Origin of the sequence: Mesorhizobium helmanticense, from assembly GCF_003034915.1 — a bacterium.
Classification (GTDB): Bacteria; Pseudomonadota; Alphaproteobacteria; order Rhizobiales; family Rhizobiaceae; genus Mesorhizobium; species Mesorhizobium helmanticense.
Genome location: NZ_PZJX01000020.1, coordinates 18,005 through 43,178, shown reverse-complemented (window position 1 = coordinate 43,178; position 25,174 = coordinate 18,005). Strand labels below are relative to the sequence as shown.

Sequence of the window (25,174 nt, the reverse complement as noted above, 5' to 3'; positions counted from 1 at the left end):
CGCAGCATCGGTCGCCGAGTGGAGATAATGGATAATGACCAAACCCCGTCAATCCGACCTGAGCGAGGCTCAGGTCGGTCAATTCATCGATCATGGTTATGTCGCGCTGGAGGATGCATTCAGCGGCGCCCTTGCCCGGATGTGCCGCGGCATGTTGTGGACGGAGATGGGCCTTGCCCCGGATCGCCCGGAGGAATGGAAACAGCCTGTCGTTCGCCTCGGCTTCATGACGCAACGCCCCTTCGTTGAAGCCGCCAACACGCCGCGGCTTCACAATGCCTATGACGCTCTCGCTGGAGCGGGGCGGTGGATAGCTCCGACAGGACTCGGAACGTTTCCCATTCGCTTCCCTTCGAAGCAGGGTCCCGGCGATGCCGGCTGGCATGTCGACATGAGCTTTGGAACTGACCATGCGGACTTCATGCAGTGGCGAACCAATGTCACAAGCAGGGGACGAGCGCTGCTGATGCTGTTCTTGTTTTCAGACGTGGGACCTGACGATGCGCCAACGAAGATTCGTGTTGGCTCGCACCAGACGATCGCGCGTCGGCTGCTGCCTCATGGGCCGGAAGGCATGACACTGCAGGAATTGGCGACGGACGGTTTTGCCGAAACGGAGGCCTGCGACGAAGTCCTGGCAACCGGCCGTGCCGGAACGGTTTTCCTGTGCCACCCCTTCATCGTGCACACCGCACAGCCGCATCGCGGAACACAACCGCGTTTCCTCGCGCAACCACCATTGCTGCCGAAAGCCGAGTTCGATTCGGCTCTGCCACCATCCCCGGTGCAGATCGCGATCCGCCGCGCCTGCGGCCTTGGTTTCTGATCATCCCAGAGGAAACAGAAAGGGCCGCCCCTGGAGGCCCTTTCGTTCGTTCGAGGTCGAACGTTAAACGTTACTTGGCGTTCGGGTTCGGCATCCAGGCCGGCATGGCGACATCGGCATGGGCGAACTGCGGCAGCTTGGCCGAGAGATCTTCCATGTTCTTGATGTCCTTGTCGATGAGGTCCTTCTGGGTGATCAGCGTCGGCGGCACGATGACATTGTGGCCGGGATCTTCGCCGGCAAGCATCTGCGCCAGAGCGCGCACGGAGACTTGGCCGACGACAGCCGGGTTGGTGGCGGCGGTCGCCGCCCAGGCGCTGTCCGGCTCGCGCATGGCGGCAATGTCAGAGGTCGAGATGTCGGCAGAGTAGATCTTGATGTCCTTGTTCATCCCGGCTTCGTCGACGGCGATCTTCACACCCTTGGCGAATTCGTCATAGGGGGCGAACATCACCTTGATGTCAGGATGGGCCGACAGCACCGAGCGCGCCTGGTTGGCGACGGAATTGGCGATCGGATTGTCAAGCGTGCCGAACATGGCGACTTCATCGATGCCGGCATGCTTCTTCTTGACGTCGACCCAGGTCTCGTTGCGGCGGTCGAGCGGCGCGATGCCGGCGACATAGACATAGCCGGCCTTCCAGCTCTCGCCATTGTCCTTGACCGCCTGTTCGAGTGCCAGCCGCGCGAGGTCGCGGTCGGACTGCTCGATCTGCGGAATCTTCGGGTTTTCGACATTGACGTCGAAGGCGACGACCTTGATGCCGGCATCCACCGCGCGCTGGGCGGCCTCCTTCATCGATTCCGTCAGCCCGTGCTGGATGATGATGCCCTGCACGCCGAGCGCGATGGCCTGGTCGACCATGTCGGCCTGTAGGGCCGCGTCCTGGCGGCTGTCGAGCACGCGCAAATCGACGCCGAGGGCCTTCGACTGCGCCTCGACGCCGGAGAGATAGGCCTGGAAGAAGTCGCCGGTCGAGAGGTAACGGACGAGCGCTATCTTGACGCCCGGCTTGTCGAAGGGCGCCGGCTTGTCCGCGGCAAGAGCCGGAAACTGCATCAGCATTGTTGCGCCGGCCAGCCCGAGGGCTGCCTTGCCCAAAAGTCTTCTTGTGATCTTCACGTTGTTTCCTCCACTTGTTGAACTCAAAAATCTGATCCGGCCGAAAGCTATCTCCTGTCCCTGCCGGAAAGGGCGAAGGTGAAGACAAGGGCGACGACCAGAACCACGCCCTTGACGAAATCCTGCGTGTAGTAAGGCGCGTTCATCATGGTAAGGCCCTGCAGTAAGATGCCGACGAACAGCGCGCCGACGGCGGTGCCAAAGGCGTTCGGCTTGGCGGCCCCGAGCACCGCATAGCCGATGAGCGCCGCGGCGACAGCGTCAAGCAGCAGATTATTACCCGAGGCGATGTCGCCGCGTCCAAGCCGGGCGGCGAGCAAAATACCGCCGATCGAGGCAAAAACGCCTGAAATAATGTAGGCCCAGATTTTGTATGCCTTGACAGGCGCGCCGGCGAGTTCAGCGGCCCGCTCATTGCTGCCGACCGCATACATCATGCGTCCGAAACGGGTGTATTCGAGAAAGAACCAGATCAGCGCCGCCAGCACGAGCAGCACGACGACCGACACCGGAATGAGGTTGGGGATGAAGAAATCGAAGCGATGTCGGCCAAGCGCCAGGAAGGCGTCGGAGAATTTGCCGTTGGCGACCGAGCCATCGGGCATGGTCATGCCGGTAGCGATCGAGCGGCCCTCGGTCGGGATGCGCTGCAGGCCGACCAGCAGGAACATCATGCCGAGCGTCGCCAGAAGGTCGGGCACGCGCATATAGACGATCAGCCAGCCATTGATGAGGCCGACAACGGCGCCAATCAGAAGGCAGGCGACGACCGCGACGACAGCATTCTGCTCCAGCACGACCATCACATAGGCCGCCGCCATCATGGCGCTTGTAGCGACGGAGCCGATCGACAGGTCGAAGCCGCCGACAACCAAAGTGGCGGTGACGCCGAGCGCCAGCACGCCGGTGATGGCGACCGACTGGAAGATGAAGACGGCACTTTGCGGCGAGACGAAGCCGTCGGCGGCAATAGCGAAATAGGCGATCAGCCCGAACAGCAGAAGGATGAAGCCGTAGCGAATGGCGTAGTCGCGCAGCGTCATTCAGCGCTCCCGCGCGGTGCCGCCATTTCTAGCCGAACTGAACTCATGCCTTCTCCGTTCCACGTCTCATCATCGTCTTGTGATCTCATGCCGCGCCGTGCAGCGACCCGCCCGCGACTTCCGCGAGCAGGCGATCCATGTCGACGTCGCCGTTGCGGTGTTCGCCGACGATCGTCTGCTCCGACATCACCAGGATGCGGTCGGCCGTTTCCAGCGCCTCGTCGAGTTCGGTGACGAACAGCAGCGTTGCCCGGCCGTTGGCGCTCGCCCTGAGCTTGGCCGCGATGTCGCGCCTGGCGGAGATGTCGACGCCCTGAAACGGCTCGTCGAGGATGAACAGCCTGGCGGCCTGCGACATCCAGCGCGCCACCATCACCTTCTGCTGATTGCCGCCGGAAAGGGCTGACATCTCGTCCTTCTCCGAGCGGCAGACGATACCCAGTTCCTGGATCTGCCGGCGGGCCGTGGCGCGTTCGATACGGCGCCTGAGAACACCGAGGCGCGATGTCCGCTTGAGGAACGGCAGGCTGACATTCCGCTCGATGTTGAAGTCACCGACGATGCCGCTTGTCGCGCGGTCCTTGGCGACCAGGAACACGCCGGCCGCGATCGCCTCACCGGCCGTTTCAGGCGCATAAGGCCTGCCGTTCATCGTCATGGTGCCGGCGAGCGGCTTGCGCACGCCAAACAGCGTCTCGGCGAGCGCGGTCTTGCCGACGCCGACGAGGCCGGTGATGGCAACGACCTCGCCGTCGCCGAGCGTCAGCGAGATCGGCCGGGCGCCCGGTGCGATACGCAGCCCATCGACGGTCAGGACAGGCTTGACCGAATTCCTGGCGACGATGCGGTCGAGATGGATCTTGCGGCCGAGCATGGCGTTGACCGCGCCTTCATAGTCGAGCGGCTTCCGGTCGAAGACGCCCGAGATGACGCCGTCGCGCATCGAGACGATGCGGTCGGCAAGCCGCCTGATGTCCGACATGCGGTGCGAGATATAGAGGATCGCCACGCCTTGCTCGCGCAGCCGGTCGAGCAGCGCGAACAGCCGGTCGGCCTCGGCGCTGGACAGGGAAGAGGTCGGCTCGTCGAGAATCAACACTTTCGGCTGATGCGCCATGGCGCGGGCGATCGCCACCATCTGACGGTCGGCCAGTGAGAGATCGCTGATGCGGGCCTTGAGGTCGATGACCAGCCCCATGCGGTCGGCAACGGCCCTCGCCTCGCGGCGCACCCGGCCCGGATTGAACAGGAACGGCGCACTGCTGCCGCTCAGCCGGTCCAGCGTCAGATTGGTGGCGACGTCGAGATCGGCGACGACGCCGTCATTGATGTTCTGGTGAACGGTGACGACGCCGGCGCGGATCGCTTCTGCCGGCGTATTCGGGGCAAACTCGTGACCTACCAGGCTCATGCCGCCGCCGCCGCGCTCATAGACGCCGCTGATGATCTTGACGAGGGTGGATTTGCCAGCGCCGTTGGCGCCCATCAGCACGGTGACTTCGCCGGCATGCAATTCGAGCGAGACGCCGCCAAGCACCTCGATATGGCCGAAGGATTTCCTCAGGCCGCCCACGCGGAACACGGCATCATTGCCCATTCGTTCCTCCCTGACCGTGACGCTATGGGCTCCATCGGCAATTGTCAACACGATTGACAATTGCCAGAGGGCTTCCTAGCTTGGCCCCGTCGCCATGCCTCCGTTATATCAGGAGCGCATATGCGGGAGGATGACGATGACTGGGAAATTGCCGTTCGAAGCACTATCGGTCGAGACGCTTTCGACGCGCCTTGGCACAAACGATGCGCTGTGCGCGCGGATCGGCAAGGACACGGCGAACTGGAAGGTCCGAGAAGTCGGTGACGGCAATCTGAACCTGGTGTTCATTGTCGAGGGCACGACGGGCGCGGCCATCGTCAAGCAGGCCCTGCCCTATGTCCGCCTGGTCGGCGACAGCTGGCCGCTGCCTTTGAAGCGCTCCTTCTTCGAATATCATGCGCTGACACGGCAAGAGGCGCGCGCGCCGGGTTCGGTGCCGGCCATCCATCACTTCGACGAAGGCCAGGCGCTGATCATCATGGAGTATCTGTCGCCGCACATCATCCTGCGGCGGGCGCTGATCGAAGGCCGGCAGCTTCCGAACATCGCGCGAGACATCGGCCTGTTCATGGCCCGCACGCTGTTTCGCGGCTCCGACCTCTCGATGGTAACCAAGGATCGCAAGGCGGATCTGGCGCTGTTCGCCGACAATGTCGAGCTCTGCGACATCACCGAGAATCTGGTGTTCTCCGACCCCTATTTCGACGCCAAGATGAACCGGCATACGTCACCTCAGCTCGACAGCCTGGTCGCCGAATTGCGCGCCGACCGCGACCTCAAGGTCGAGGCACAGCGGCTGAAGCATCTGTTCGCGACCAATGCCGAAACGCTGCTGCATGGCGATTTGCATTCCGGTTCGATCATGGTCACCGACACCGAAACCAGGATGATCGATCCGGAGTTCGCCTTCTACGGTCCGATGGCCTTCGACGTCGGCATGCTGCTCGCCAATTTCTGGATGGCGTTCTTCTCGCAGCGTGGACATGAGCAAGCGGGGCACGAACAGAAGGAAAAGCGCGACGCCATGCGCGCCTATCTGCTCGATGTCATCGTCGAGACTTGGGTAGTGTTCCGCGCCGAGTTCTCGCATCTGTGGCGAACCGAGCGCACCGGCATGCTCTACCAGAAGAGCCTGTTCGAGGATCAGGGCGACAGGCTCGGCGCCGAGCAGGCGCTCGACCATGTGCTGCATCAGATCTGGGACGACCTGCTGGGCTTTGCCGGTATCGAGATCCATCGGCGCATCCTTGGCCTCGCGCACAATGCCGATTTCGAGACCATTGCCGACGAGGACCTACGCGCCACATGTGAGGCCAAGGCGCTGAAATTCGGCCGCCACATCGCAGTCAATCGGCGCCAGATCCATAGCATCGACGAGGTCAACAATCTGGCCGCGCGGATCGAACAGGAGAGCAGAGTTTGAACGTCGGCGACCGCCACTATCGCACCATCTGGCTGAGTGACGACAAGCGCTCGGTCGAGATCATCGACCAGCGCTGGCTGCCGCATGATTTCCGCATCGAAAAGATCGGCACCGTTGCCGGCATCGCCACGGCGATCCGCGATATGTGGGTGCGCGGCGCGCCGCTGATCGGCGTCACCGCGGCTTACGGCGTCGCCATGCAGATGGCCGACGACCCTTCGGACGCCGCGCTCGACGCGGTCTGGGAGACCTTGCACGAAACCCGGCCGACTGCGATCAATCTGCGCTGGGCGCTGGATGAGATGCGGCGCTTCCTGCGACCTCTGCCACTTGCAGAACGCGCCGCGGCCGCCTACCGGCGCGCCGGCGAAATCGCCGACGAGGATGTCGGCCTTAACCGCGCCATCGGCGCCAACGGTCTTGAAATCATCAAGGCGATCGCGGCGCGCAAGCAGAAGGGCGAGCCGGTCAACATCCTGACCCATTGCAATGCCGGCTGGCTGGCCACCGTCGATTACGGCACCGCCACCGCGCCGATTTACCTCGCAACCGAAGCCGGCATTCCGGTCCACGTCTATGTCGATGAGACGCGGCCGCGCAACCAGGGCGCACAACTCACCGCCTGGGAGATGGCCGGGCACGGCGTGCCGCACACGCTGATCGTCGACAATGCCGGCGGCCATCTGATGCAGCGCGGCGAGATCGACATGGTCATCGTCGGCACCGACCGCACGACAGCCGACGGCGACGTCTGCAACAAGATCGGCACCTATCTCAAGGCGCTGGCCGCCGCCGACAATGACGTGCCGTTCTATGTCGCGCTCCCCTCGCCGACCATCGACTGGACGGTGGGCGACGGGCTCACCGAAATCCCGATCGAACAGCGCTCGCCCGACGAGGTCTCGCTGGTCTGGGGCAAGACCGCGTCCGGCGAGATCGCCCAGGTCCGGGTGTCACCGGAGGCGACGCCGGCGGCCAACCCGGCCTTTGACGTGACGCCGGCGCGCCTGGTCACAGGCCTGATCACAGAGCGCGGCGTCGCTAAGGCCTCGCGCGAAGGCCTGAAGGCGATGTTTCCCGAACGCGAGTGACCCCCTCGATGGGAGATTGACACCGGCGCCCTGCCCTTCCATACAAACGCCGTCAAAGTTCTCAGGGCGGGGTGAAACTCCCCACCGGCGGTAAGGGTTCTTGGTTGCGCATGATTCCTTTGCGAAAACCGTTCCGGTTTTCGGGGTCATGTGCCGGATCCAAGCCCGCGAGCGCTTCTCTGATAAGGGAAGGTCAGCAGATCCGGTGCGATTCCGGGGCCGACGGTATAGTCCGGATGGAAGAGAACGAGCGAAAGACAGACCGTCTCGACGGGCCGGATTTTCGTATCGTGCGTCCTGATTCTGGTTCGAAACGGAAGGATGGACCCATGAATCAACATTCCCCAAAAGGCTACGAAACCGTTCGCGTTGGCGTCATTCGCGCGCGCTGGCATGCCGACATCGTCGACCAGTGCGTGCAAGCCTTCGAAGCGAAGCTCGCCGTGCTCGGGGAGAACCGCTTTGCCGTCGATGTCTTCGACGTGCCGGGCGCCTACGAGATCCCGCTGCATGCCAAGACCTTGGCCGGAACCGGTCGCTATGCCGCAATCCTCGGCGCGGCCTTCGTCGTCAATGGCGGCATCTACCGGCACGAATTCGTGGCGAGCGCAGTGATCGACGGCATGATGAACGTGCAGCTTGCGACCGGCGTGCCGGTGCTTTCAGCGGTGCTGACGCCGCACAATTATCATGACAGCGCCGAGCACCACCGCTTCTTTTTCGAGCATTTCCAAGTGAAGGGAAAAGAGGCGGCCAAGGCCTGCGTCGAGATCCTGGCCGCGCGTGAAAAACTTGCGGCGTGAAATGTTCGCAGCCGGGTGGAAATCGCGATAACACCCGGTAGTATTTGCGAAAATTCCGAGTTGGGGAGGACGCCGATGCAGACCAAGAAGATCATCAATGACGGTAGCCGCTCCGTCGACGAGATGCTGGAAGGCATACTCGCCGCGCATCCGCGCCACCTCAAAAGCGCTGCCGGCAGCCCGCGCTCGATCATCGCCCGCGACGGGCCGCGCCGCGGCAAGGTCGGCCTCGTCATCGGCGGCGGCTCGGGCCATGAGCCGACCTTTCTCGGCTTTGTCGGCAAGGGGCTGGCGGATGCGGCGGCAATAGGCAATGTCTTTGCCTCGCCGCCGCCGAACCCGATCCTCGAATGCGCCAAGGCGGTCAACGGCGGCGCAGGCGTTCTGTTCATGTATGGCAACTATGCCGGCGACGTGATGAATTTCGACATGGCGGCCGAGATGGCCGCAATGGACGACATCGAGGTGCGCACGGTGCTGAGCACCGACGACGTCGCCTCGGCGCCACGTGACCAGCGGCATAAGCGGCGCGGCGTCGCCGGCAATTTCTTCATCTTCAAGGCGGCGGGCGCGGCCTGCGACCGGATGCTGTCCTTCGACGAATGCGAGCGCATCGCCCGCAAGGCCAACGACCATACCTTCACCATGGGCGTGGCGCTGTCGCCCTGCTCGCTGCCGCAGACCCGCCGGCCGAATTTCGAGATCGGGCCGGACGAGATGGAGATCGGCATGGGCATCCATGGCGAACCCGGCATCGCACGCGGCAAGCTCAGCACGGCCGACGAGATCACCGACGAGATGCTGGACAAGATCCTTGACGAGATGGCGCCGGCACGCGGCGACAAGGTCGCCGTGCTCGTCAATTCGCTCGGTTCGACGCCGCTGATGGAACTCTACATCATGAACCGCAGGGTCAAGCGGATGCTCGACGACATCGGCGTCTCAATCCACGCGACCTGGGTCGGCAATTACTGCACCTCGCTGGAGATGGCCGGCGCCTCGGTGACGCTGATGCATCTCGACGGCGAATTGCAGACCATGCTCGATCACCCCTGCGATTGCGCTATGTTCCGCGCCGGCTGAGAGCAGACCATGACAGCCATCGACACAGCCGGTCTGAAGACAATGTTCGATGAAATCTCGGTGGCGATCGAAGCCGACAGGGACCGGCTCTGCCAGCTCGACGGCGTCATTGGCGACGCCGACCACGGCATCGCCATGGCGCTGGGCTTCGGTGCGGTGCGCGATGCGCTGGCCGCGCTCGACCTTTCGGCGATCGAGCCCACGGCCTTGCTCAACACCGCCGCGAAATCCTTCCTCAATGCTGTCGGTGCCTCGTCCGGCCCGCTCTATGCCACGGCGTTCATGCGCAGTGCGGCCGCCGTCAAGGGCAAGGCGGTACTGGAGGACGCGGATGTGGTCGCCATGTTGCAGGCGATGGCGCAAGGCATCAGGGATCGCGGCAAGGCCGATATCGGCGAAAAGACGATGGTCGACGCCTGGCAGCCGGCGGCTGAGGCGGCAGCTGCCGCGCATGCCGCCGGCAAGACGCTGACCGAAATTCTTGACGCTGCGTTCGCCGCGGCCGAGCGCGGTGCCGAGGCGACCAAGGACATGATCGCCTCGAAGGGCCGCTCGTCGCGGCTCGGCGAGCGGTCGCTCGGGCACATGGATCCTGGCGCCGCGTCGGCCGTCACTGTCATCGGCGCGATGCGGAAAGGTCTGGCTTAGAGCGACGAATCAATCTGCCATTCTAACTCTTTGTTTGAGAGTCGGAATTTGGGTCCGCTGCTCTAGCCTGCCTTGGCCGCATCAAGCTTATTGATCGCCTGGACATTGCCGGCGGACGGGCCCTTTTCGTCGAACTCCGAAGCCAGCCAGGTGTCGACGATCGCTTTGGCCAATTCCGGACCGATGATGCGGGCGCCCATGGTGATGATCTGGGCGTTGTTGGATTTCGCCGCGCGCTCGGCCGAATAGGTGTCGTGGGTCAGTGCGGCACGAATGCCGGGCACCTTGTTGGCCGAAATCGAGACGCCGATGCCGGTGCCGCAAAACAGGATGCCGCGATCGTTCTCGCCATCGACGATCGTCTGGGCGAGTTTCTGCGACAGGTCGGCATAGTAGCCGGCCTGGCTGAGGTCGCTGACGGTGAGGCCGGGCTTGGTGGCGAGATGGGCGGCAATGACGTCGAGCAGCGGCTTGCCGGCGCTGTCGGCTCCAATGGCTATTTTCATGGTCGTGTCCTTCCTTGAATGAGATTTCGATTGGTTCAGATCGCCGCCGAGGCGCGTTGCAGGATGTCGATATAACCTTCCGCCTGCCAGGCCGAGCGGCCGATGAACAGGCCGTCGACATGCGGCTGGCCGATCAGTTCGGCGGCATTCTGAGGGTTGACGCTGCCGCCATAGAGGACCGGCGGTGTGGCAGGAAGCAGCGCGGCGGCGACCTGCTTGATCAGCGCCTGCTGCCTGTCGGCATAGTCGGAACCGGCCGGAATGCCCTTGTCGCCGATCGCCCAGACCGGCTCATAGGCGAACAGGATTTTTTCTCCCCTTGCCTCGGCTTCGAGGAATTGCAGCGCGCCTTGAACCTGCGCGGTCAGCACGGCATCGGCCCGCCCGCCTTCGCGCTCGGCAAGCGTCTCGCCGACGCAGATCAGCGGTATCAACCCATGCTTCACCGCCGCCGCGGTCTTGAGGCCGACGGCATGGTCGGTCTCGCCGAAATGCTCACGCCGCTCGCTGTGGCCGAGTTCGACCAGGTCGAGCCCGCAATCCCTCAGCATCAGCGGCGAGATCTCGCCGGTCCAGGCGCCGGCGTCGGCCCAGTGCATGTTCTGCGCACCGACCTTGACGCGCGTCGACGACAGAGCCTGCTTGACTTCGCGGACCGCCGTGAAGGGAGGAATGACGAAGGGCTGGATACGATCGTCGAAGCCCGGCACGAAGCCGGCCAGCACTTTGGCGAAAGCAAGTGCCTCGGCGAGCGTCTTGTTCATCTTCCAGCTTGTACCGACCCAGTAAACCACGCGTCTTTCACTCCTTGTCGACAATCGTTACCGAAACGCCGGCGGCGTCCAGCGCCTCGCGCATGGGAGGCTCCAATTCGCGACCGGTGAAGACGGTGTCGAATGCCTTGAGATCGGTCAGGAAATGCAGCGCCGTGCGACCGAACTTGCCATGATCGACCAGCAGATATTTGCGCGCCGCGGCAGCCATCATCAGCCGCTTGGTCTGGACCACTTCCTGGTCCTGATGGAAGGCGGAAGCGCCGTGGATGGCCGACGACGACAGGAAGGCGACATCGGCGCGCAGCGATTTCAACGTGTCCTCGGCCAACAGGCCGAAGAATCCGTGAAACTTCTTGCTGTACTGGCCGCCGAGCGCAATCAGGGTGATGCCGCCGACGCCGGCCAGATCCTGGATGACGGCCAGATTGTTGGAGATCACCGTCAGTGGGCGCAGGTCCGCAAGGTGCCGCGCAATGCCGCCGGCCGTCGAGCCGTCATCGATGATCACCGTCTGGCCCGGCTCGATCATCGTCACCGCGGCAGCGGCCAGGCGCCGTTTTTCCTCGCCCGCCTGCTTCTGGCGGTAGCGGAAGTCACTCTCGAACAGACCGCTCGGCTGGATCGAGGCGCCACCGCGCACCTTGCGCAGGAAGCCGCTTTCCTCGAGCTCGTCGAGGTCACGATGAACGGTCATCCTGGACACGCCGAAACGCGCGGCAAGGTCGTCGACACTCGCCGTTCCCGCGTCCATCAGAAAATCCATGATGCCTTGCCGCCGGCCGTCGCTCTTCATTGCGCAGCTTTCTCCGGGCGACCCTGTGCGCCCCGAATTCCTCAAAGAATTATAACACAGAAAATCGCAATCGCATCAAAATCTTTGTGATAATGTTATATTCATATGAGATGTTTTCGCTCCCAGATCGCTTTCCTGTAACAAGAATTGCTCCGCCCGGGGCGTCCAAAGGTTGCGGTCTGGCGGAAATCCGGCCAGAAGCATCAGCGGGTCGAACGACGATCGGACGGCTCGCAACCAGAGGCCTGAAACCAGCTACGGGAGACTATTGGGTGGCTCGCATCACATTGAGACAATTGCTCGACCATGCCGCCGAACACGGCTATGGCGTGCCCGCCTTCAACATGAACAACATGGAACAGGGCCTCGCCATCATGGAGGCCGCAGAGGAGACCAAGTCGCCGGTCATCCTGCAGGCGAGCCGCGGGGCGCGGGCCTATGCCAATGACGTGGTGCTGGCCAAGCTGATCGACGCACTCGTGGAAATCCACCCGGATATCCCTGTCTGCATGCATCTCGACCACGGCAACAACGAAGCCACCTGCGTGACCGCGATCCAGTACGGTTTCACCTCGGTGATGATGGACGGGTCGCTGAAGGAAGACGGCAAGACGCCGGCCGACTACGCCTATAATTCCGGCATCACGCGCCGCGTCGTCGACATGGCGCATTGGGGCGGCGTCTCGGTGGAAGGCGAGATCGGCGTGCTCGGTTCGCTGGAGATGGGCGGCGGCGAGCAGGAGGACGGCCATGGCGTCGAAGGCGCCGTCAGCCACGACCAGCTTTTGACCGATCCGGAACAGGCGGTGGAATTCGTCAAGGATACGCATGTCGATGCGCTGGCTGTTGCCATGGGCACCAGCCACGGCGCCTACAAATTCTCGCGCAAGCCCGATGGCGCCGTGCTGGCCATGAACGTCATCGAGGAGATCCACCGCCGTCTGCCGAACATGCACCTCGTCATGCATGGCTCGTCCTCGGTGCCGGAAGAGCTGCAGGAGATCATCAACAAATATGGCGGCCAGATGAAGCCGACCTGGGGTGTGCCGGTCGAGGAGATCCAGCGCGGCATCAAGCACGGCGTGCGCAAGATCAACATCGACACCGACAACCGCATGGCGCTGACCGGCGCCATCCGCAAGGTGCTGACCGAGAACCCGAGCGAGTTCGACCCGCGCAAATATCTGACGCCGGCCATGGCGGCGATGCGCAAGCTGTGCAAGGAGCGCTTCGAGCAGTTCGGCACCGCCGGCAACGCGCCGAAGATCAAGCCGCTGCCGGTCTCGGAAATGGCCAAGCGCTACAAGTCGGGCAGCCTCGATCCAAAATTCGGCTGACGCATTCAGGCTTTAACGCGCGTCGCATTGAAACCGATTCAATCGACGCGCTTAAGTCTTTGTTTTTAAGCATGTCATCGCGCCAGAAGCGCTGGCATTTGGCGATACGCAGCAGGTGGGAGCCGTACGGCTTCCGTCAGCCTATCCTGTTCGTGGCAAAAGACTGGCCCTGCCCGCGTCGATGAACGGCGCCCAGTAGTCGACCGACTCGCGGATCATGGCGACGACCTGGTGATCGATCGGCTCGCGCTCCCTGAACGACAATTCGAGGCAGATCTCATTGTCGGTGCCGCCGCCGCGCCGCACCGTCTCCAGGAATTTCTCCGGTGTGATGCGGCCATCCCTGTTGTAGGCGTCAGTGAAGGGCCAATGGCCGCCCTTGTTCATCGACGACTGTTTGATGTGGATGATCGGCGACTCCAGGGGAAACGCTTCGGCCCAGGCATAGGGGTCGATGTCGGCGGGGTTGCTCGAGGTGACGTCGCCATGATCGATGTCGACCATCATCTTCAGCGGAATGGCCATGCCGGCCGCTTCGATCTCCCGGTGCAACGCCCGGCAGCTTTCGATCGTGTGACCGAATTCGCGGCCGACCGACATCGGCTCCCAGAACAGATAGGTCAGCCCGGCCGCTTGCGCATGTTCGGCGACCTCGCGCCAGCATTCCATGGCGATGTCGAGAAGCCGCGCGCGGCGTTCGGGATCGTCATAATCCTTGTGGGTGAAGATCGCGAATTGCGTGCCCATGCCGCTGGCGCCGAGTTCGGCGGAAATGTCGGCGAAGGTCTTGAACCAGTCGACATAGTAGCGGCGCACATCGGCGTCGGGATGGCCGAAATGATTGAGCCGGCCATAGGGGCCGGTCATCCCCGATGTCACGCGCACGCCGGTGCGGTCGAGCGCGCCGCGAAACAGCCTGATGAATTTCGCGATCGTTGCCGCCGGCCAGCCGGGATTGACGAATTCATGCGTCAGCTGCACGTCCCTGATGCCGATGTCGTAGGCGATCGTGTCGATCAGATCGTCCGGATCGGCAAAGCGGTTGACCAGCGGATTGGTGTTGAGGGACAGCGTGAAGGTCATCAACCCGCCTTTGCCAGCCGGCTCGCGCACCAATTCTCAAATGCGGTTCTTTCCGCCGCCGACAGATGCAGGCCATGCTTGGTGCGCCGTTCCACAATATCGCTCGATGTCAGCGCCCATTCATGCTCGAACAGGTAATTGGCTTCGCGTTCGAAGAAATCCTTGCCGAAGCGCCGCCCCAAATCGGAGAGCGAGCGCGCCGAACCGACCAGAACGCGCGTCCGTGTGCCGTAGAGTCGGCCATAGTGCTTGGCGAGGGATGCCGGCATCCAGGGATAGTCGCGGCCGAGGTCGCCGAGGAACTGTTCGAAGTCGGCATTGGCGATGTCGCCGCCCGGCAGATGCCCTTTCGATGTCCAGGGCTTGCCCATCCCCGGAAAAAACGGGGCGATCCGGTCCAGCGCGTGTTCGGCCAGCTTGCGGAAAGTGGTGATCTTGCCGCCGAAAACGGAGAGCAGCGGCGCCTGCCCCGCCGAAGCGTCGAGTTCGAAAATGTAGTCGCGTGTCACCGCGCTCGGATTGTCGGCGTTGTCGTCATAGAGCGGCCTGACCCCGGAAAACGAATGGACGACATCCTCGCGGGCAAGCCCGCGCTTGAAGTAGCGATTGACGACCTTGATCAGGTAATCGATCTCGCTGGTGTCAGCCTTGACGTCTTCCGGCCGTCCTTCGTAGGGAATGTCGGTGGTGCCGATGAGTGCCAGATCGTTCTGGTAGGGGTTGATGAAGATGACCCGCTTGTCGCTGTTCTGGATGAGATAGGCCTGCCGCCCTTCCCAGAATTTCGGCACGACGATGTGGCTGCCCTTGACCAGGCGTACGTTGCGCCTGGAATTCTGGCCGGCAACGCGATTGATGACGTCGTTGACCCAGGGGCCGGCGGCGTTGATCAGCGCCCGTGCCCGCACCGTGGTTTTGACGCCGGTCCTGCCGTCGCGCATCTCAACCGACCACAGACCGTTTTCGCGACGGGCGGCGGTGCAGGCAGTCCGGGTCAGGATCTTCGCGCCTCGTTCCGCTGCGTCCAGCGCATTGAGAAGGACGAGGCGGGCGTCGTCGACCCAGCAGTCCGAATATTCGAAGCCGCGCCGGAACGCGTCCTTGATCGGCGCACCTTCGGGCGCGGTGCGCAGGTTCAGCGTACGGGTGGGAGGCAGCCGCTTGCGGCCGCCGAGATGGTCGTAGAGGAACAGGCCGAGCCGGACCAGCCAGGCCGGCCGGTCGTCGGGGCTGTGCGGCAGCACGAAGCGCATCGGCCAGATGATGTGCGGTGCCGATTCCAGCAGCACTTCGCGCTCGATCAACGCCTCGCGCACCAGGCGGAACTCGTAATATTCGAGATAGCGCAGGCCGCCATGGACGAGCTTGCCCGACCGTGAGCTGGTGCCTTCGGCGAGGTCGTCCTTCTCGCACAGGATGACGGATAGGCCCCGGCCGGCGGCGTCGCGCGCGATGCCGGCGCCGTTGACGCCGCCGCCGATGACGAAGAGGTCGACGATTTCGCTATCGCCGCTCATCTCACTGGGCCCTCGATACGTAGCAAGTCCTTCATGGCTCCTGCGGCTTTCAGCACGGATTGACCGGCGGCAGACCGGCGATGTAGCGGCGCACCTCCTCGGCTGCCTGTTCGGCGGCGTAGGTGACGGTGCGCACCGAGGCGCCGGCGATGTGCGGCGTCAAGGTGACGTTTGGCAATTGCAGCAGCGGCCAGTCGGCGGGCACCGGCTCGACCGCGAAGGTTTCCAGCATGGCGCTGGCGATCTGGCCGGACACCAAGGCCTCGTAGAGCGCGTCATAGTCGACCAGTGGTCCGCGCGCGGTGTTGACGAGGGTCACCCCCGGCTTCATTCGCGCGATGGTTTCCTTGCCGATCATGCCGCGGGTTTCCTCGGTCACCCGGGGATGAAGCGTGATCACGTCGGAGCGGGACAGAAGCTCGTCCAGCGCGACCAGTTCGACACCGCCATTGCGATCGTCGGCGCTCAGTTGCACGTAGGGATCGGTGACCAGGATGCGGCAGCCGAAGGCGCGCAACAAGCGGACAACCTTGGTGCCGATGTTGCCATAGCCGATGACGCCGACGGTCATTTCATTGAGCTCGCGGCCGGTGCGGTCGGCGCGGTAGAGATCGCCGCGCCATTCCCCCTTGCGAAGGGCCTCGTGCCCCACCCGGATCAACCTGGTTTCGGCAAGGATGGCGCCGATGGCGAACTCGGCCACGGCGCTGGCATTGCGACCCGGCACGTTGACCACTCTGATGCCGTGCGCTTTGGCGGCGGCCATATCGATGTTGATCGGACCGCCGCGCGACACCGCAACCAGCTTGAGCGCCGGCAGGCGCCGCATCATGGCCTCGGAAAGTGGCGAGAGTTGAGTGACGAAGATTTCGCCATCGCCGATGAAATCCACCACCTCGTCCGGATCGCCAAAATACTCCTTGACCTTGTCGAGGCCGAGGGCTGCATTGCCGAACTGCATCGGCTCGTCGGGCCAGGCGGTCTCAAGCGTGCGGATGTCGAGATTGTCGCCGCAGGCTTCCTCGATTTTCGCGCGGAACACTTCGGGAAGCATGAAACGGTCGCCAATGATCGCTATCTTGCGCATACTCGACTTCTCAGTTCGTCAGGCCAGTTTTGGTCACGTCGGTTTTTGTTCTGGGCGCGGCCATCGAACGCCAGACCGGCCGCAGCGCCTCATGCGCCAATGTGTAGGATGGAACAAGCCGCTCGTATGTCGCGGCAAGTTTTCGGTCGCTCGGCTCGGCCGCGCCAAGCAGCGGCGTGACCCATTCCTCGACGCATTCATCCATCGATGCGTATTGGCCAACGCACACCGCTGCGATCATCGCCGCGCCCGCCGCACCCGCCTCCTCGCGCTCGCTGGTGCGAATGTCGGCACCGATCGCAGCGCCCAGTATCTTGCGCAAGGCCGGACTTCTGGCCGCGCCGCCCGTCAAACGAACCTCCATGGGCAGCGGACCCATGGCGGCGTAGCAATCGCGGGCCGCGAAAGCCAGCCCCTCGAAAACGGCGCGGACCAGGTCGGCATAGCCATGCCGCGACGAAATGCCGACGAAGCCGGCCCTGGCATTGGCATCGACGAACGGGCCGCGCTCGCCGGCTTCCGACACATAGGGCTGGTAGAGCAGCGAGGCCGGTTCCGACGACGATATCCACTCGTCGACCAGCGCGATCATCTCGCCATTTGTCCGCGTGATGCCTTGCGAGGCGAGAATGCCGGAGGCAAGGCCAAGCACCCAGTCGATGTTGAGCGTCGCCGCCATGTTCGACTGCATCTGCGCAAAGACGCCGGGCGCCGGCATCGTCATGGTGTAGCCGGTCGCAGCCTCGTTCAGCAGCACCTCGTCCGGCGTCTCGGCCAGCCGCATGTGCATGCCGGTAGAGCCGATGATGGAACAACCGGGCTTGCGCTCACGATCGAACAGTCCGGCGCCAAGCGCGGTGCAGACGACGTCGACATAGGCGAGCACGACCGGCGTGCCGGCGATAAGCCCGGTGGCGTCGGCCGCCGCCTGCGACAGGCTCGCATTATGCCTGGTACCGTCGACGATCGGCGGCAGCAGATGTCTGAGATCGGTGACGCCGAGCACATCCAGCACCTCGTCGCTGTAACCGCGCGTACGAAAATCACCGAAGGTGAAGGTCCCTTCCGACGGGTCGGTAGCGCGCTCGCCGGTCAGCTTGAAATAGAGCCAGTCCTTGCAGTGGAATGCGGTCGCCGCCCTGCCAAGCATCTCGGGCATGTTGCGCTTCATGAAGGCGAACTGCGATCCCTGCTGGCAGGCGGCGAGACCGCTGCCGGTCTTCTCAAACCGCAGCCGATCCTCCGGCCGGGCGCGGATTTCCTCGACCACCCCTGCGGCGCGCGCGTCGAGCCACAGCCAACCCCTGGCGACCGGTTCGCCTTCCCTGTCGATCAGCCAGGTGCCATCGCCCTGCCCGGTCACGGCGATCGCAATCACCCGACCGGCGAGGTTGGGCACCTTGTCGGCGAGTTGGCGCAAGGTAGCAGCGGTATCGAGCCAGGTGCGCGCGAGATCCTGTTCGGCGCCGCCGCCCGGCAATGTCTCGTATTTGTTCGGCAGCGCGGCGGCCGCGATCTGCCGGCCCGCCGTGTCGAAGGCGACGGACTTGATGACAGACGTGCCGGCGTCGATGCCGATCAGCACATCCCGCATCAGGCGAGCTCCATGCCGTGCGAAATGGCGTTGCCGCTGGCCTGGTCGAAGACGTGCAGGTTTTTCGGATCGATGCTGATGTTGATCGGCGCGCCAAGCTCAAGGCGGGTCCGGTCATGCTCGACCAGGACCAGCGAGCCGCCGGCGAAATCGGCGGCGATGTGCGTCTGGTCGCCAAGCCACTGATTGGCCGAGACGGTGGCCGGCACGCCGTCCTTGGAGCGGCGGACCGCATAGGGCCTGACGCCGATCACCACCCGCTCGCGGTTGAGCAGCTCATCGCGCACGGGGGCGCTGAAAGCATCCTTGTCGTAGTCGAGGGAAAGTCCATCGGGGAGCCGCAGATTGATCTTGCCGGCGTTCATTCCAACATAGGCCTCGAAGACATTCATCGGCGGTTCGCCGACGAAGGTGCCGGTGAACAGATTGGCCGGCCGCTGCTTGATCCTGTCAGGCGTATCGAACTGCTGCAGCACGCCGCCTTCCATCACCGCGATGCGGTCTGCCAGCGCATTGGCCTCGGTCTGGTCGTGGGTGACCAGGATCGCGGTCAGGCCGCGCTCCTTGATGAAGTGCTTGATGCGGCCGCGCAGCACGGCGCGCAGCTGCGGCTCGAGCTGGCCCATCGGCTCGTCGAGCAGATGTAGGTCGGCCTCGCGGATCAGCGCCCGGCCAAGGCTGGCGCGCTGTTGCTGGCCGCCCGAGATAGAGCTTGGATAGCGCTCGAGGATATCCTCGATCTCGAGCAATTTGGCAATGCTGGCGACCTTGGAGTCGACCTCGCTCTTCGGCAGCCTGGCCGCTTTCAGCGCGAAAGCCATGTTCTCGCGCACGGTCAGCGGCGGATAGAGCGAATAGCCCTCGAAGGCCATCGCCACATTGCGCTTGACCGGTGCCAGCCTGTGTACCTGGCGGCCGGCAACCGAGATCGTGCCGCGCGAGACCTCCTCGAAGCCGGCTATCATGCGCAATGTCGAGGTCTTGCCGCAGCCGGACGAGCCGAGCAGCGCGACGATCTCACCCTTGCCGATCTCCATCGTCAGGTTCTGGACGGCGTGCACGCCTCTGTCGATGGGGCCGTAGAATTTGTCGACGCCGGAAATGGTGAGTGCGCTGGCGCTCATGCCGCTTCTCCATTGCGCAGGCTGACGACGTTCTTCGAGCCTATCCGCTCGCCGCTTGCCTGATCGAACAACAGCGCGCTTTTGCTGTCGATGGCGATATGGGCCTTGCCTTCGGCTTGGCCCGGCGCTCCGGCCGGACGCGACACCAGGATCTCGCGACCGCGCACGGTGCGCACCAGCGTAACGATCTTTTCGTTGAGCGGCGTCTCGGCCTCGACCGTCACGGGAATGGCGCCGGGCGCTCCTGCATCGACGAAGCTCAGCGCTTCCGGGCGCAAGCCAATCACGCAGTCGCGGCCGACCGCCGTCTCATAGGCGGCTGGCAGATGAACCTGGACATTCGACAGGCCGACATAGACGCCCTTGCCGTCACGCGCGGGCTTGACGTCGAGCAGGTTGATGGTCGGGTCGCCAAACAGTCGCGCGATCTCGATGTTGGCCGGCTCGCGATAGATCTGCTCGGGCGTGCCGAGCTGCCTGACGACGCCCTGCGACATTACCGCGATGCGATCACCGAGCGCCATCGCCTCCTTGTAGTCCTGGGTGACGTAGACGACGGTGGCGCCACGATCGGCCAGGAGCCTGGGCAGTTCGAGCCGCATCTCGAAGCGCAGTTTGGCATCGACATTGCGCAAGGGATCGTCGAGCAGCAGTAGCGGCGGCGCGCCGACCAAAGCACGGGCGAGCGCGGTGCGCTGCTTCTGGCCGTTGGACAGCGCGCGCGGCTTGTGGCTGAGCACATGGCCGATCTTGAGCAGCTTGGCGACGCTCTCGACACCTGCCTTGATCGTCGACTGCGACGAGTGCCTAGCCTCAAGCGGTGTCGCAATGTTGTCGAAGGCACTCATATGCGGAAACAGCGCGAAGTTCTGGAACGCCATGCCGACGCCGCGGAACTCGGCATCGACATCGGTCATGTCCTCGCCGCCGATCAGGATCTTGCCTTCGTCGGGGTCGATGACGCCGGCGACCAGGCGCAGCAGCACGGTCTTGCCAGCTCCTGAGGGTCCGAACAGGACCAGCGTCTCGCCATCGGCGACGGTCAGCGACAGATTGTCGAGGACGGTCTGGCTCTTGTAGCGCTTGACGATGTTTTTCAGTTCAAGGCTTGCCATCGGACCTATCCTTTCACCGCGCCAAGCGACAGGCCTTCGACGAGATAGCGCTGCGCGTAGAGTGCGAGCGCCAGCGTCGGCGTGATCGACAGCACGATCGCCGCCGAGATCTGGCCGTACTGGATGCCCGAAGAGGTGATGAAGGCAAGCGCTCCGACCGTTACCGGCTGCTTGTCGGCCGAGGCGAGCACAAGCGCGAAGACGAAATTGTTCCAGGCGAAGATGAAGGCGAGCAGGCCGGCGGCCGCGATACCGGGTCCGGCGAGCGGCAGCGCGATCTTGCGGAAGGTGGCGAACCAGGAATGGCCGGCGATGCGATAGGCGTATTCGATGTCGGCCGGGATGTCCTCGAAATAGCCGCGCACGATCCACAGGATCAGCGGCAGGCAGATCAACTGGTAGACCCAGATCAGCCCGATATAGGTGTTGGCGAGGCCGAGCTTCTGGAAATAGAGGGTGAGCGGCAACAGCACCAGCAACGCCGGCGCGAAGCGGAACGACAATAGCGTGAAGGCGATGTCCTCAGAGCCGCGGAACTTGTGCCGCGCAAAGGCGTAGGCCGCGGGAACGCCGAGCAGCAGCGCGACGGCAACCGAGGTGGTTGACAGGAACACCGAATTCCAGAGGTTGCGCATGAAGGCGATATCGAGCGTGCCGGACATCGTCGTCAGCTTGCCGGTGATCAGCGCCGTGTAGTTGGCGAGCGTCGGCTCGAAGACAAGCTGCGGCGGGATGCGCAGGATGGTCTCGTTGGTCTGGAACGACATCATGAAGATCCAGACGATCGGGAACATGAAGAAGATGACGACCAGCGTGAGTGCCACGCCGCGCAGGATGCGTTCGAGAAGCGAGGTGTGTTCCATCCCGGCCTCCTATGCCAGGCCACGGGCGCGCTCGCGCAGGCGCAGCCAGTTCTTGATGAAGATGTTGGAGAGGAAATAGGTGATCGCCCACAGGATGATCATCAGCGCGGCCGAACGGCCGACATTGGTCGACTGGAAGAAGTTGAGGTAGGCCTCGACCTGGAAGACGGTCAGCGTGTCGCCGGGGCCCCCTTGAGTCATCGCATAGATGATATCGAACTGCTGGATGGAATCGAGCAGGCGAAACAGCGTCGCCGTCAGGATATAGGGCGTCAGCATCGGCAGGGTGATGCGGAAGAACACGAAGCTCCTCGGCACGCCGTCAAGCGCGGCCGCCTCGAAAGGCTGAGTCGGCAGGCTGCGCAGGCCGGCAAGCAGCAGGATCATGATGAAGGGCGTGTAGACCCAGATGTCGACCAGCACGACAGTGAAAAGCGCGGTCGACGGCGACGAGGCCCAGCGGAAATCCTGCAGGCCGATGAGGCTGGCCAGGTAGCTGAGCACGCCGAAGCCGGGGTTGGTCATCAGCTTCCACATCAGCGCGGCAAGTGCGGGCGCCGTCATCAGCGGCATCAACAGCATGATCGAGATGAAGTTGTTCAGCGTCGTGCGCTTCTGCAGCAGCATGGCGATGCCGAGGCCGAGCAGCAGTTCGAGCAGGACCGTGATGCCGGCATAGAGCAGCGATATCTCGAGCGTGTTCCAGAACTTCGGGTCGGTGAAAAAGTTGAGGTAATTCTCGCCCCAGTTGAACTGCCGCGCCCAGGGCTGGCTCAGCCGGTAGCGCTGGAACGAATAGACCACAGACGTGAAAAACGGGATCAGGATGCCGATGCAGACGAGCAAGGCCGGCAGGCTGAGCACATAGGGCAGAACCCGCTTGCTGATCCTGAAGCCGGAAGGCCTGTTTCTTTGCACCGTCACCGCAGTCATCGTGGCTCACCCGTCATTCCTGTTGCTTCGCCCTGCCGGCCGCCCAAGGGAGCAAGGCGGCCGGGTCGGGCGAATGGCGGCGCCGGGAGCGCCGCATCGCAAGATGTTGAAGTTCCCGGCTGGCTGGCCCGCCCAAGCGGGCCAGCCAGCCGGCGGCCCGGCTTAGCCGAGGCCGGCTTCCTTGAGCTGGCCGTTGATGCTCTCGGCCAGCTTGTCCAGGCCTTCGTCGACCGGCACTTCCTTGGCCACCATCTTCTGCAACGTCGCGGCCCATTCGGTTGTCAGATCGAAGAACAGCGGCTGCGGCGTGAACTTGATGCTGGCTCCCGGCGCCGAAGCGTCGAACATCTCGACATAACCGGGATAGCTCTTGTTCAGCTTCTCGCGGAACACCTCGTCCTTCCAGACCGACTGACGGACAGGATTGACGAAGTCCATCTTGGTGGCGCCGAACAGTGCGTGTTCGGGTCCGGATGCCCATTGCATGAAGTACCAGGTGGCGTCCTTGTCCTTCGAGAAGTTGGACATCGACAGCGACCAGATCCAGATGTTGGGCGTCGGCGCCTTGGCCGCAGGATTGGCCTTGAAGCCGGCGAAGGCGAGCTTGCCGGCCATCTTGTTGTCGCCGCCATTCATGAAGTAGCCGAGGATATCGGCGTCGAAGATCATCGCCGAGGCGCCGGCGCCGAGATCGGTGCCGACCTGATACCAGGTGTAGGTCGACCAGTCCTTCGGGCCGCTCTCCTGGATCATCTGGACCCATTGCTTGTGGAAGGCCTTGGATTCGGCGGTGTTCATGGCAGCCGACAATTTGCCGTCGGCCGACAGGTTAAGGTCCTTCTGGTCGAAGTTGGCGTAGGCCGACAGGAAGCCCGGATGGATCGTCGCCCATGAACGCGAGCCGCGCACGCCGATACCGTAGACGCCGCCACCGACATCCTTGGTGAGCTTGGCCGCCGCGGCGACCATCTCGTTCATATTGCCGGGAACGGCGACGCCGGCCTTGTCGAACATGCCCTTGTTGTAAGTGATGTTGTTCTGCTCGAAGCCCCACGGAATGCACCACTGCTTGGCGTCCTCGGAACCGAGCACGCCGCCCGGATGGCCATTCCAGGCGCAGGACTTCCTGACGCCGGGCAGGAAGTCGTCCCAGGCATAGTTCACATTGGTCTTGGCGGGGTCCTTGATCCACTCGTTGAGATCGGTGATCCAGCCGGCCGGGCCATATGTCCAGGTCATGTAGGCGCCGGTCATGAACGCATCATATTCGGGCGAGCTGGCAGAGAGCGCAGCCGTGACCTTGTCGAAATAGACGTCTTCCGGGAACACGTCATAGACGACATTCATGCCGGTCAGCTGCTTGAAGTTCTCGAGATTGGCGATCATCGCATCGGCGTAAGGATGCTTGTTGAGCAAGAGCTTGATGGTCTTGCCCTTGTGCGCCTGCCAATCGAAATCCGCGGCAAGCGCGCGGGTCTGCCCCAGATTGAGCAGCGTGCCGGCCGTGCCAGCGGCAAGGCCCATTGCGCCAAGGCCCTTGATCAGCCCACGGCGATCGACTTGTCCGCGCAGGAACGCGTCGATCAGGTCTTTTTCTTTCTCATGCATTTTTCTTCTCCTCCACAGGGTAGTTTCAACTTGGATGTTGCCGGCTACCCGACCGGCGTTTCTCCCACGAGCGCTCGCGCCGTCCGCTCATCGGTGACCAGGCCCTTGAGATAGCGGCCCTCCAACACCGATTTGATGGCACGAACCTTCACCTTGCCGCCGGCAACGGCGACAATTCTGCGATTGCTGATGTCTTCGCGCGCTAGCGCCAGCGCCCGGTTGGAAAGTGTCGTTTCGACCGCCTTTCCGGTGTCATCGAAGAAATGGCCGAGCAGTTCGCCGACGCCTCCCTTGCGACGGGTCTCCTCCATTTCGCCCTTCTCGATCATGCCGGTGGCGACAAGCGAGGCCTCGCGCTCGGCTGTGCCGATGCCGGCAATCAAAAGGTCGGCCGATTTGGCGAGATCGAAGACCTCGCTGATGCCCTTCTGGCCGAGCAGCACGGCCCGATCCTCGACCGTGTTGGCGAACATCGGCACCGGCATGACATAGGCTTCCGCGCCAGTGCGTTCGGCCAGGCGATGAATAACGTCGTGCGGGTTGGCCGAGAACTTGCGCGTCAAGCCGCCCAGCAGCGACACAAAGCGGATCCCGTCGGCCGCAATGCGCGGCAGATACTCCACGCAGGCGGCAAGCGTGCGGCCATGACCGACGCCGATCAGCGTGCCCTCGCCGCGTTCGATCTCACGCTTGAGAAACTGCGCGCCGGCGATGCCGAGCGCCTTGAGCGGCAATTCTTCCGCATCGAAGTCCGGAACGACTTCGCAATAATCGAGGCCGTATCGCCCGGACAGTTCGTCCTCGAGCGCGACGCATTCCGACACTTCGCCGTCGATATAGACTTTGACCAGACCTTCCTGATTGGCCTTGGTGATGAGGCGGTGCGCCTTGAGGCTGGTCAGGCCGAGCCGCTTGGCGACCTCCGACTGGGTCAGCCCGCCGGCATAATGAAGCCAAGCGGCCCGGGTCGCCATGCTGGTTTCATCGTCGCGCAGGAGACCGTTGCCAAAACCAACCATTTCCGCCCTATGATATTTTTATCAGTTAGTGCAAAATTTTTCACAAGGCGCCGCCGAAGTCAAGCGCCGTGTGTACGGCAAGCGGCTGTTTCACCTTGACCGCGCAATGGCGATCGGGTTCTCAAACGTTTGACAAATAGCAGGCCGCGCCTATGGTCGATCCGTTACAGGAGCGACGCATG

Annotated in this window: 23 protein-coding genes and 1 riboswitch; of the genes, 7 read left to right on the top strand and 16 right to left on the bottom strand. The window is 63.3% G+C overall.

All coding sequences use genetic code 11. The features are described from left to right. Positions 1-34: 34 nt before the first annotated feature. Entirely contained in the window at positions 35-826 is a 792-nt protein-coding gene (locus C9427_RS09135) for a phytanoyl-CoA dioxygenase family protein (protein WP_107648808.1), read from the top strand. A 70-nt stretch (positions 827-896) separates the two neighbouring features. On the opposite strand, the gene C9427_RS09130 is transcribed toward C9427_RS09135, so the two are convergent. The 3 genes from C9427_RS09130 to C9427_RS09120 form a co-directional block, all read right to left on the bottom strand. Further along, on the bottom strand, positions 897-1,949 hold the full coding sequence (locus C9427_RS09130; protein WP_107648807.1) for a substrate-binding domain-containing protein: 1,053 nt from the start codon (positions 1,947-1,949) through the stop codon (positions 897-899). Between the two features lie 47 nt (positions 1,950-1,996). Further along, positions 1,997-2,992, bottom strand: coding sequence for an ABC transporter permease (locus C9427_RS09125; RefSeq protein ID WP_107648806.1), 996 nt, complete (start codon positions 2,990-2,992; stop codon positions 1,997-1,999). An 85-nt stretch (positions 2,993-3,077) separates the two neighbouring features. Further along, entirely contained in the window at positions 3,078-4,589 is a 1,512-nt protein-coding gene (locus C9427_RS09120) for a sugar ABC transporter ATP-binding protein (protein ID WP_107648805.1), read from the bottom strand. A 136-nt stretch (positions 4,590-4,725) separates the two neighbouring features. Here C9427_RS09120 and mtnK point away from each other — a divergent pair, with 136 nt between their 5' ends. From mtnK to dhaL, 5 genes are all read left to right on the top strand, one after another. Continuing rightward, on the top strand, positions 4,726-6,012 hold the full coding sequence (mtnK, locus tag C9427_RS09115) for an S-methyl-5-thioribose kinase (protein WP_107648823.1): 1,287 nt from the start codon (positions 4,726-4,728) through the stop codon (positions 6,010-6,012). After that, positions 6,009-7,103, top strand: a complete 1,095-nt coding sequence (gene mtnA / locus C9427_RS09110; RefSeq protein ID WP_107648804.1) for an S-methyl-5-thioribose-1-phosphate isomerase — start codon at positions 6,009-6,011, stop codon at positions 7,101-7,103. Before mtnK ends, mtnA begins: the two co-directional genes overlap by 4 nt. Before the next feature lie 53 nt (positions 7,104-7,156). Then, positions 7,157-7,355: riboswitch (FMN riboswitch) on the top strand. 77 nt (positions 7,356-7,432) lie between these two features. Beyond that, entirely contained in the window at positions 7,433-7,906 is a 474-nt protein-coding gene (locus tag C9427_RS09105) for a 6,7-dimethyl-8-ribityllumazine synthase (RefSeq protein WP_107648803.1), read from the top strand. A gap of 75 nt (positions 7,907-7,981) precedes the next feature. Further along, positions 7,982-8,989, top strand: coding sequence for a dihydroxyacetone kinase subunit DhaK (locus tag C9427_RS09100; protein WP_107648802.1), 1,008 nt, complete (start codon positions 7,982-7,984; stop codon positions 8,987-8,989). Between the two features lie 9 nt (positions 8,990-8,998). Next, a complete protein-coding gene (gene dhaL, locus C9427_RS09095) occupies positions 8,999-9,637 on the top strand; it encodes a dihydroxyacetone kinase subunit DhaL (protein WP_107648801.1) in 639 nt (212 codons plus the stop codon). A 62-nt stretch (positions 9,638-9,699) separates the two neighbouring features. Here the strand turns inward: dhaL and derI are convergent, their stop codons facing one another. Genes derI through C9427_RS09080 form a run of 3 tightly spaced genes read right to left on the bottom strand, consistent with a single transcriptional unit; the run spans position 9,700 to position 11,712 of the window. Further along, positions 9,700-10,143 carry a D-erythrulose-4-phosphate isomerase gene (gene derI / locus C9427_RS09090; protein ID WP_107648800.1) on the bottom strand — a complete coding sequence of 148 codons (444 nt, stop codon included), beginning with the start codon at positions 10,141-10,143 and terminating at the stop codon, positions 9,700-9,702. 35 nt (positions 10,144-10,178) lie between these two features. Continuing rightward, entirely contained in the window at positions 10,179-10,937 is a 759-nt protein-coding gene (locus tag C9427_RS09085; protein WP_107648799.1) for a triose-phosphate isomerase, read from the bottom strand. A 7-nt stretch (positions 10,938-10,944) separates the two neighbouring features. Continuing rightward, positions 10,945-11,712 (bottom strand): DeoR/GlpR family DNA-binding transcription regulator, encoded by a 768-nt coding sequence (locus C9427_RS09080; RefSeq protein ID WP_107648798.1) that lies wholly within the window; start codon positions 11,710-11,712, stop codon positions 10,945-10,947. Positions 11,713-11,984: 272 nt separating this feature from the next. On the opposite strand from C9427_RS09080, the gene fba reads away from it, so the two are divergent. Continuing rightward, complete coding sequence (gene fba / locus C9427_RS09075; RefSeq protein ID WP_107648797.1) at positions 11,985-13,049, top strand: class II fructose-bisphosphate aldolase; 1,065 nt, start codon at positions 11,985-11,987, stop codon at positions 13,047-13,049. A 141-nt stretch (positions 13,050-13,190) separates the two neighbouring features. Here the strand turns inward: fba and C9427_RS09070 are convergent, their stop codons facing one another. The 10 genes from C9427_RS09070 to C9427_RS09025 form a co-directional block, all read right to left on the bottom strand. Then, entirely contained in the window at positions 13,191-14,132 is a 942-nt protein-coding gene (locus tag C9427_RS09070) for a sugar phosphate isomerase/epimerase family protein (RefSeq protein WP_107648821.1), read from the bottom strand. After that, positions 14,132-15,649, bottom strand: coding sequence for a glycerol-3-phosphate dehydrogenase (locus C9427_RS09065; RefSeq protein WP_107648796.1), 1,518 nt, complete (start codon positions 15,647-15,649; stop codon positions 14,132-14,134). Before C9427_RS09065 ends, C9427_RS09070 begins: the two co-directional genes overlap by 1 nt. Before the next feature lie 49 nt (positions 15,650-15,698). Beyond that, positions 15,699-16,736 (bottom strand): 2-hydroxyacid dehydrogenase, encoded by a 1,038-nt coding sequence (locus C9427_RS09060; protein ID WP_107648795.1) that lies wholly within the window; start codon positions 16,734-16,736, stop codon positions 15,699-15,701. 10 nt (positions 16,737-16,746) lie between these two features. Beyond that, positions 16,747-18,330: an FGGY-family carbohydrate kinase gene (locus C9427_RS09055; RefSeq protein WP_107648794.1), complete on the bottom strand. Its 1,584-nt coding sequence runs from the start codon at positions 18,328-18,330 to the stop codon at positions 16,747-16,749. Then, positions 18,330-19,454, bottom strand: coding sequence for an ABC transporter ATP-binding protein (locus C9427_RS09050; RefSeq protein ID WP_107648793.1), 1,125 nt, complete (start codon positions 19,452-19,454; stop codon positions 18,330-18,332). Before C9427_RS09050 ends, C9427_RS09055 begins: the two co-directional genes overlap by 1 nt. Next, positions 19,451-20,569, bottom strand: coding sequence for an ABC transporter ATP-binding protein (locus tag C9427_RS09045; RefSeq protein WP_107648792.1), 1,119 nt, complete (start codon positions 20,567-20,569; stop codon positions 19,451-19,453). Before C9427_RS09045 ends, C9427_RS09050 begins: the two co-directional genes overlap by 4 nt. 5 nt (positions 20,570-20,574) lie before the next feature. Then, positions 20,575-21,432, bottom strand: a complete 858-nt coding sequence (locus C9427_RS09040; protein ID WP_107648791.1) for a carbohydrate ABC transporter permease — start codon at positions 21,430-21,432, stop codon at positions 20,575-20,577. 9 nt (positions 21,433-21,441) lie between these two features. Then, positions 21,442-22,365, bottom strand: a complete 924-nt coding sequence (locus tag C9427_RS09035) for a carbohydrate ABC transporter permease (protein WP_107648790.1) — start codon at positions 22,363-22,365, stop codon at positions 21,442-21,444. Between the two features lie 162 nt (positions 22,366-22,527). Further along, complete coding sequence (locus tag C9427_RS09030; protein WP_107648789.1) at positions 22,528-23,973, bottom strand: ABC transporter substrate-binding protein; 1,446 nt, start codon at positions 23,971-23,973, stop codon at positions 22,528-22,530. A gap of 44 nt (positions 23,974-24,017) precedes the next feature. Further along, on the bottom strand, positions 24,018-24,992 hold the full coding sequence (locus tag C9427_RS09025) for a sugar-binding transcriptional regulator (RefSeq protein ID WP_107648788.1): 975 nt from the start codon (positions 24,990-24,992) through the stop codon (positions 24,018-24,020). Positions 24,993-25,174: the final 182 nt, after the last annotated feature.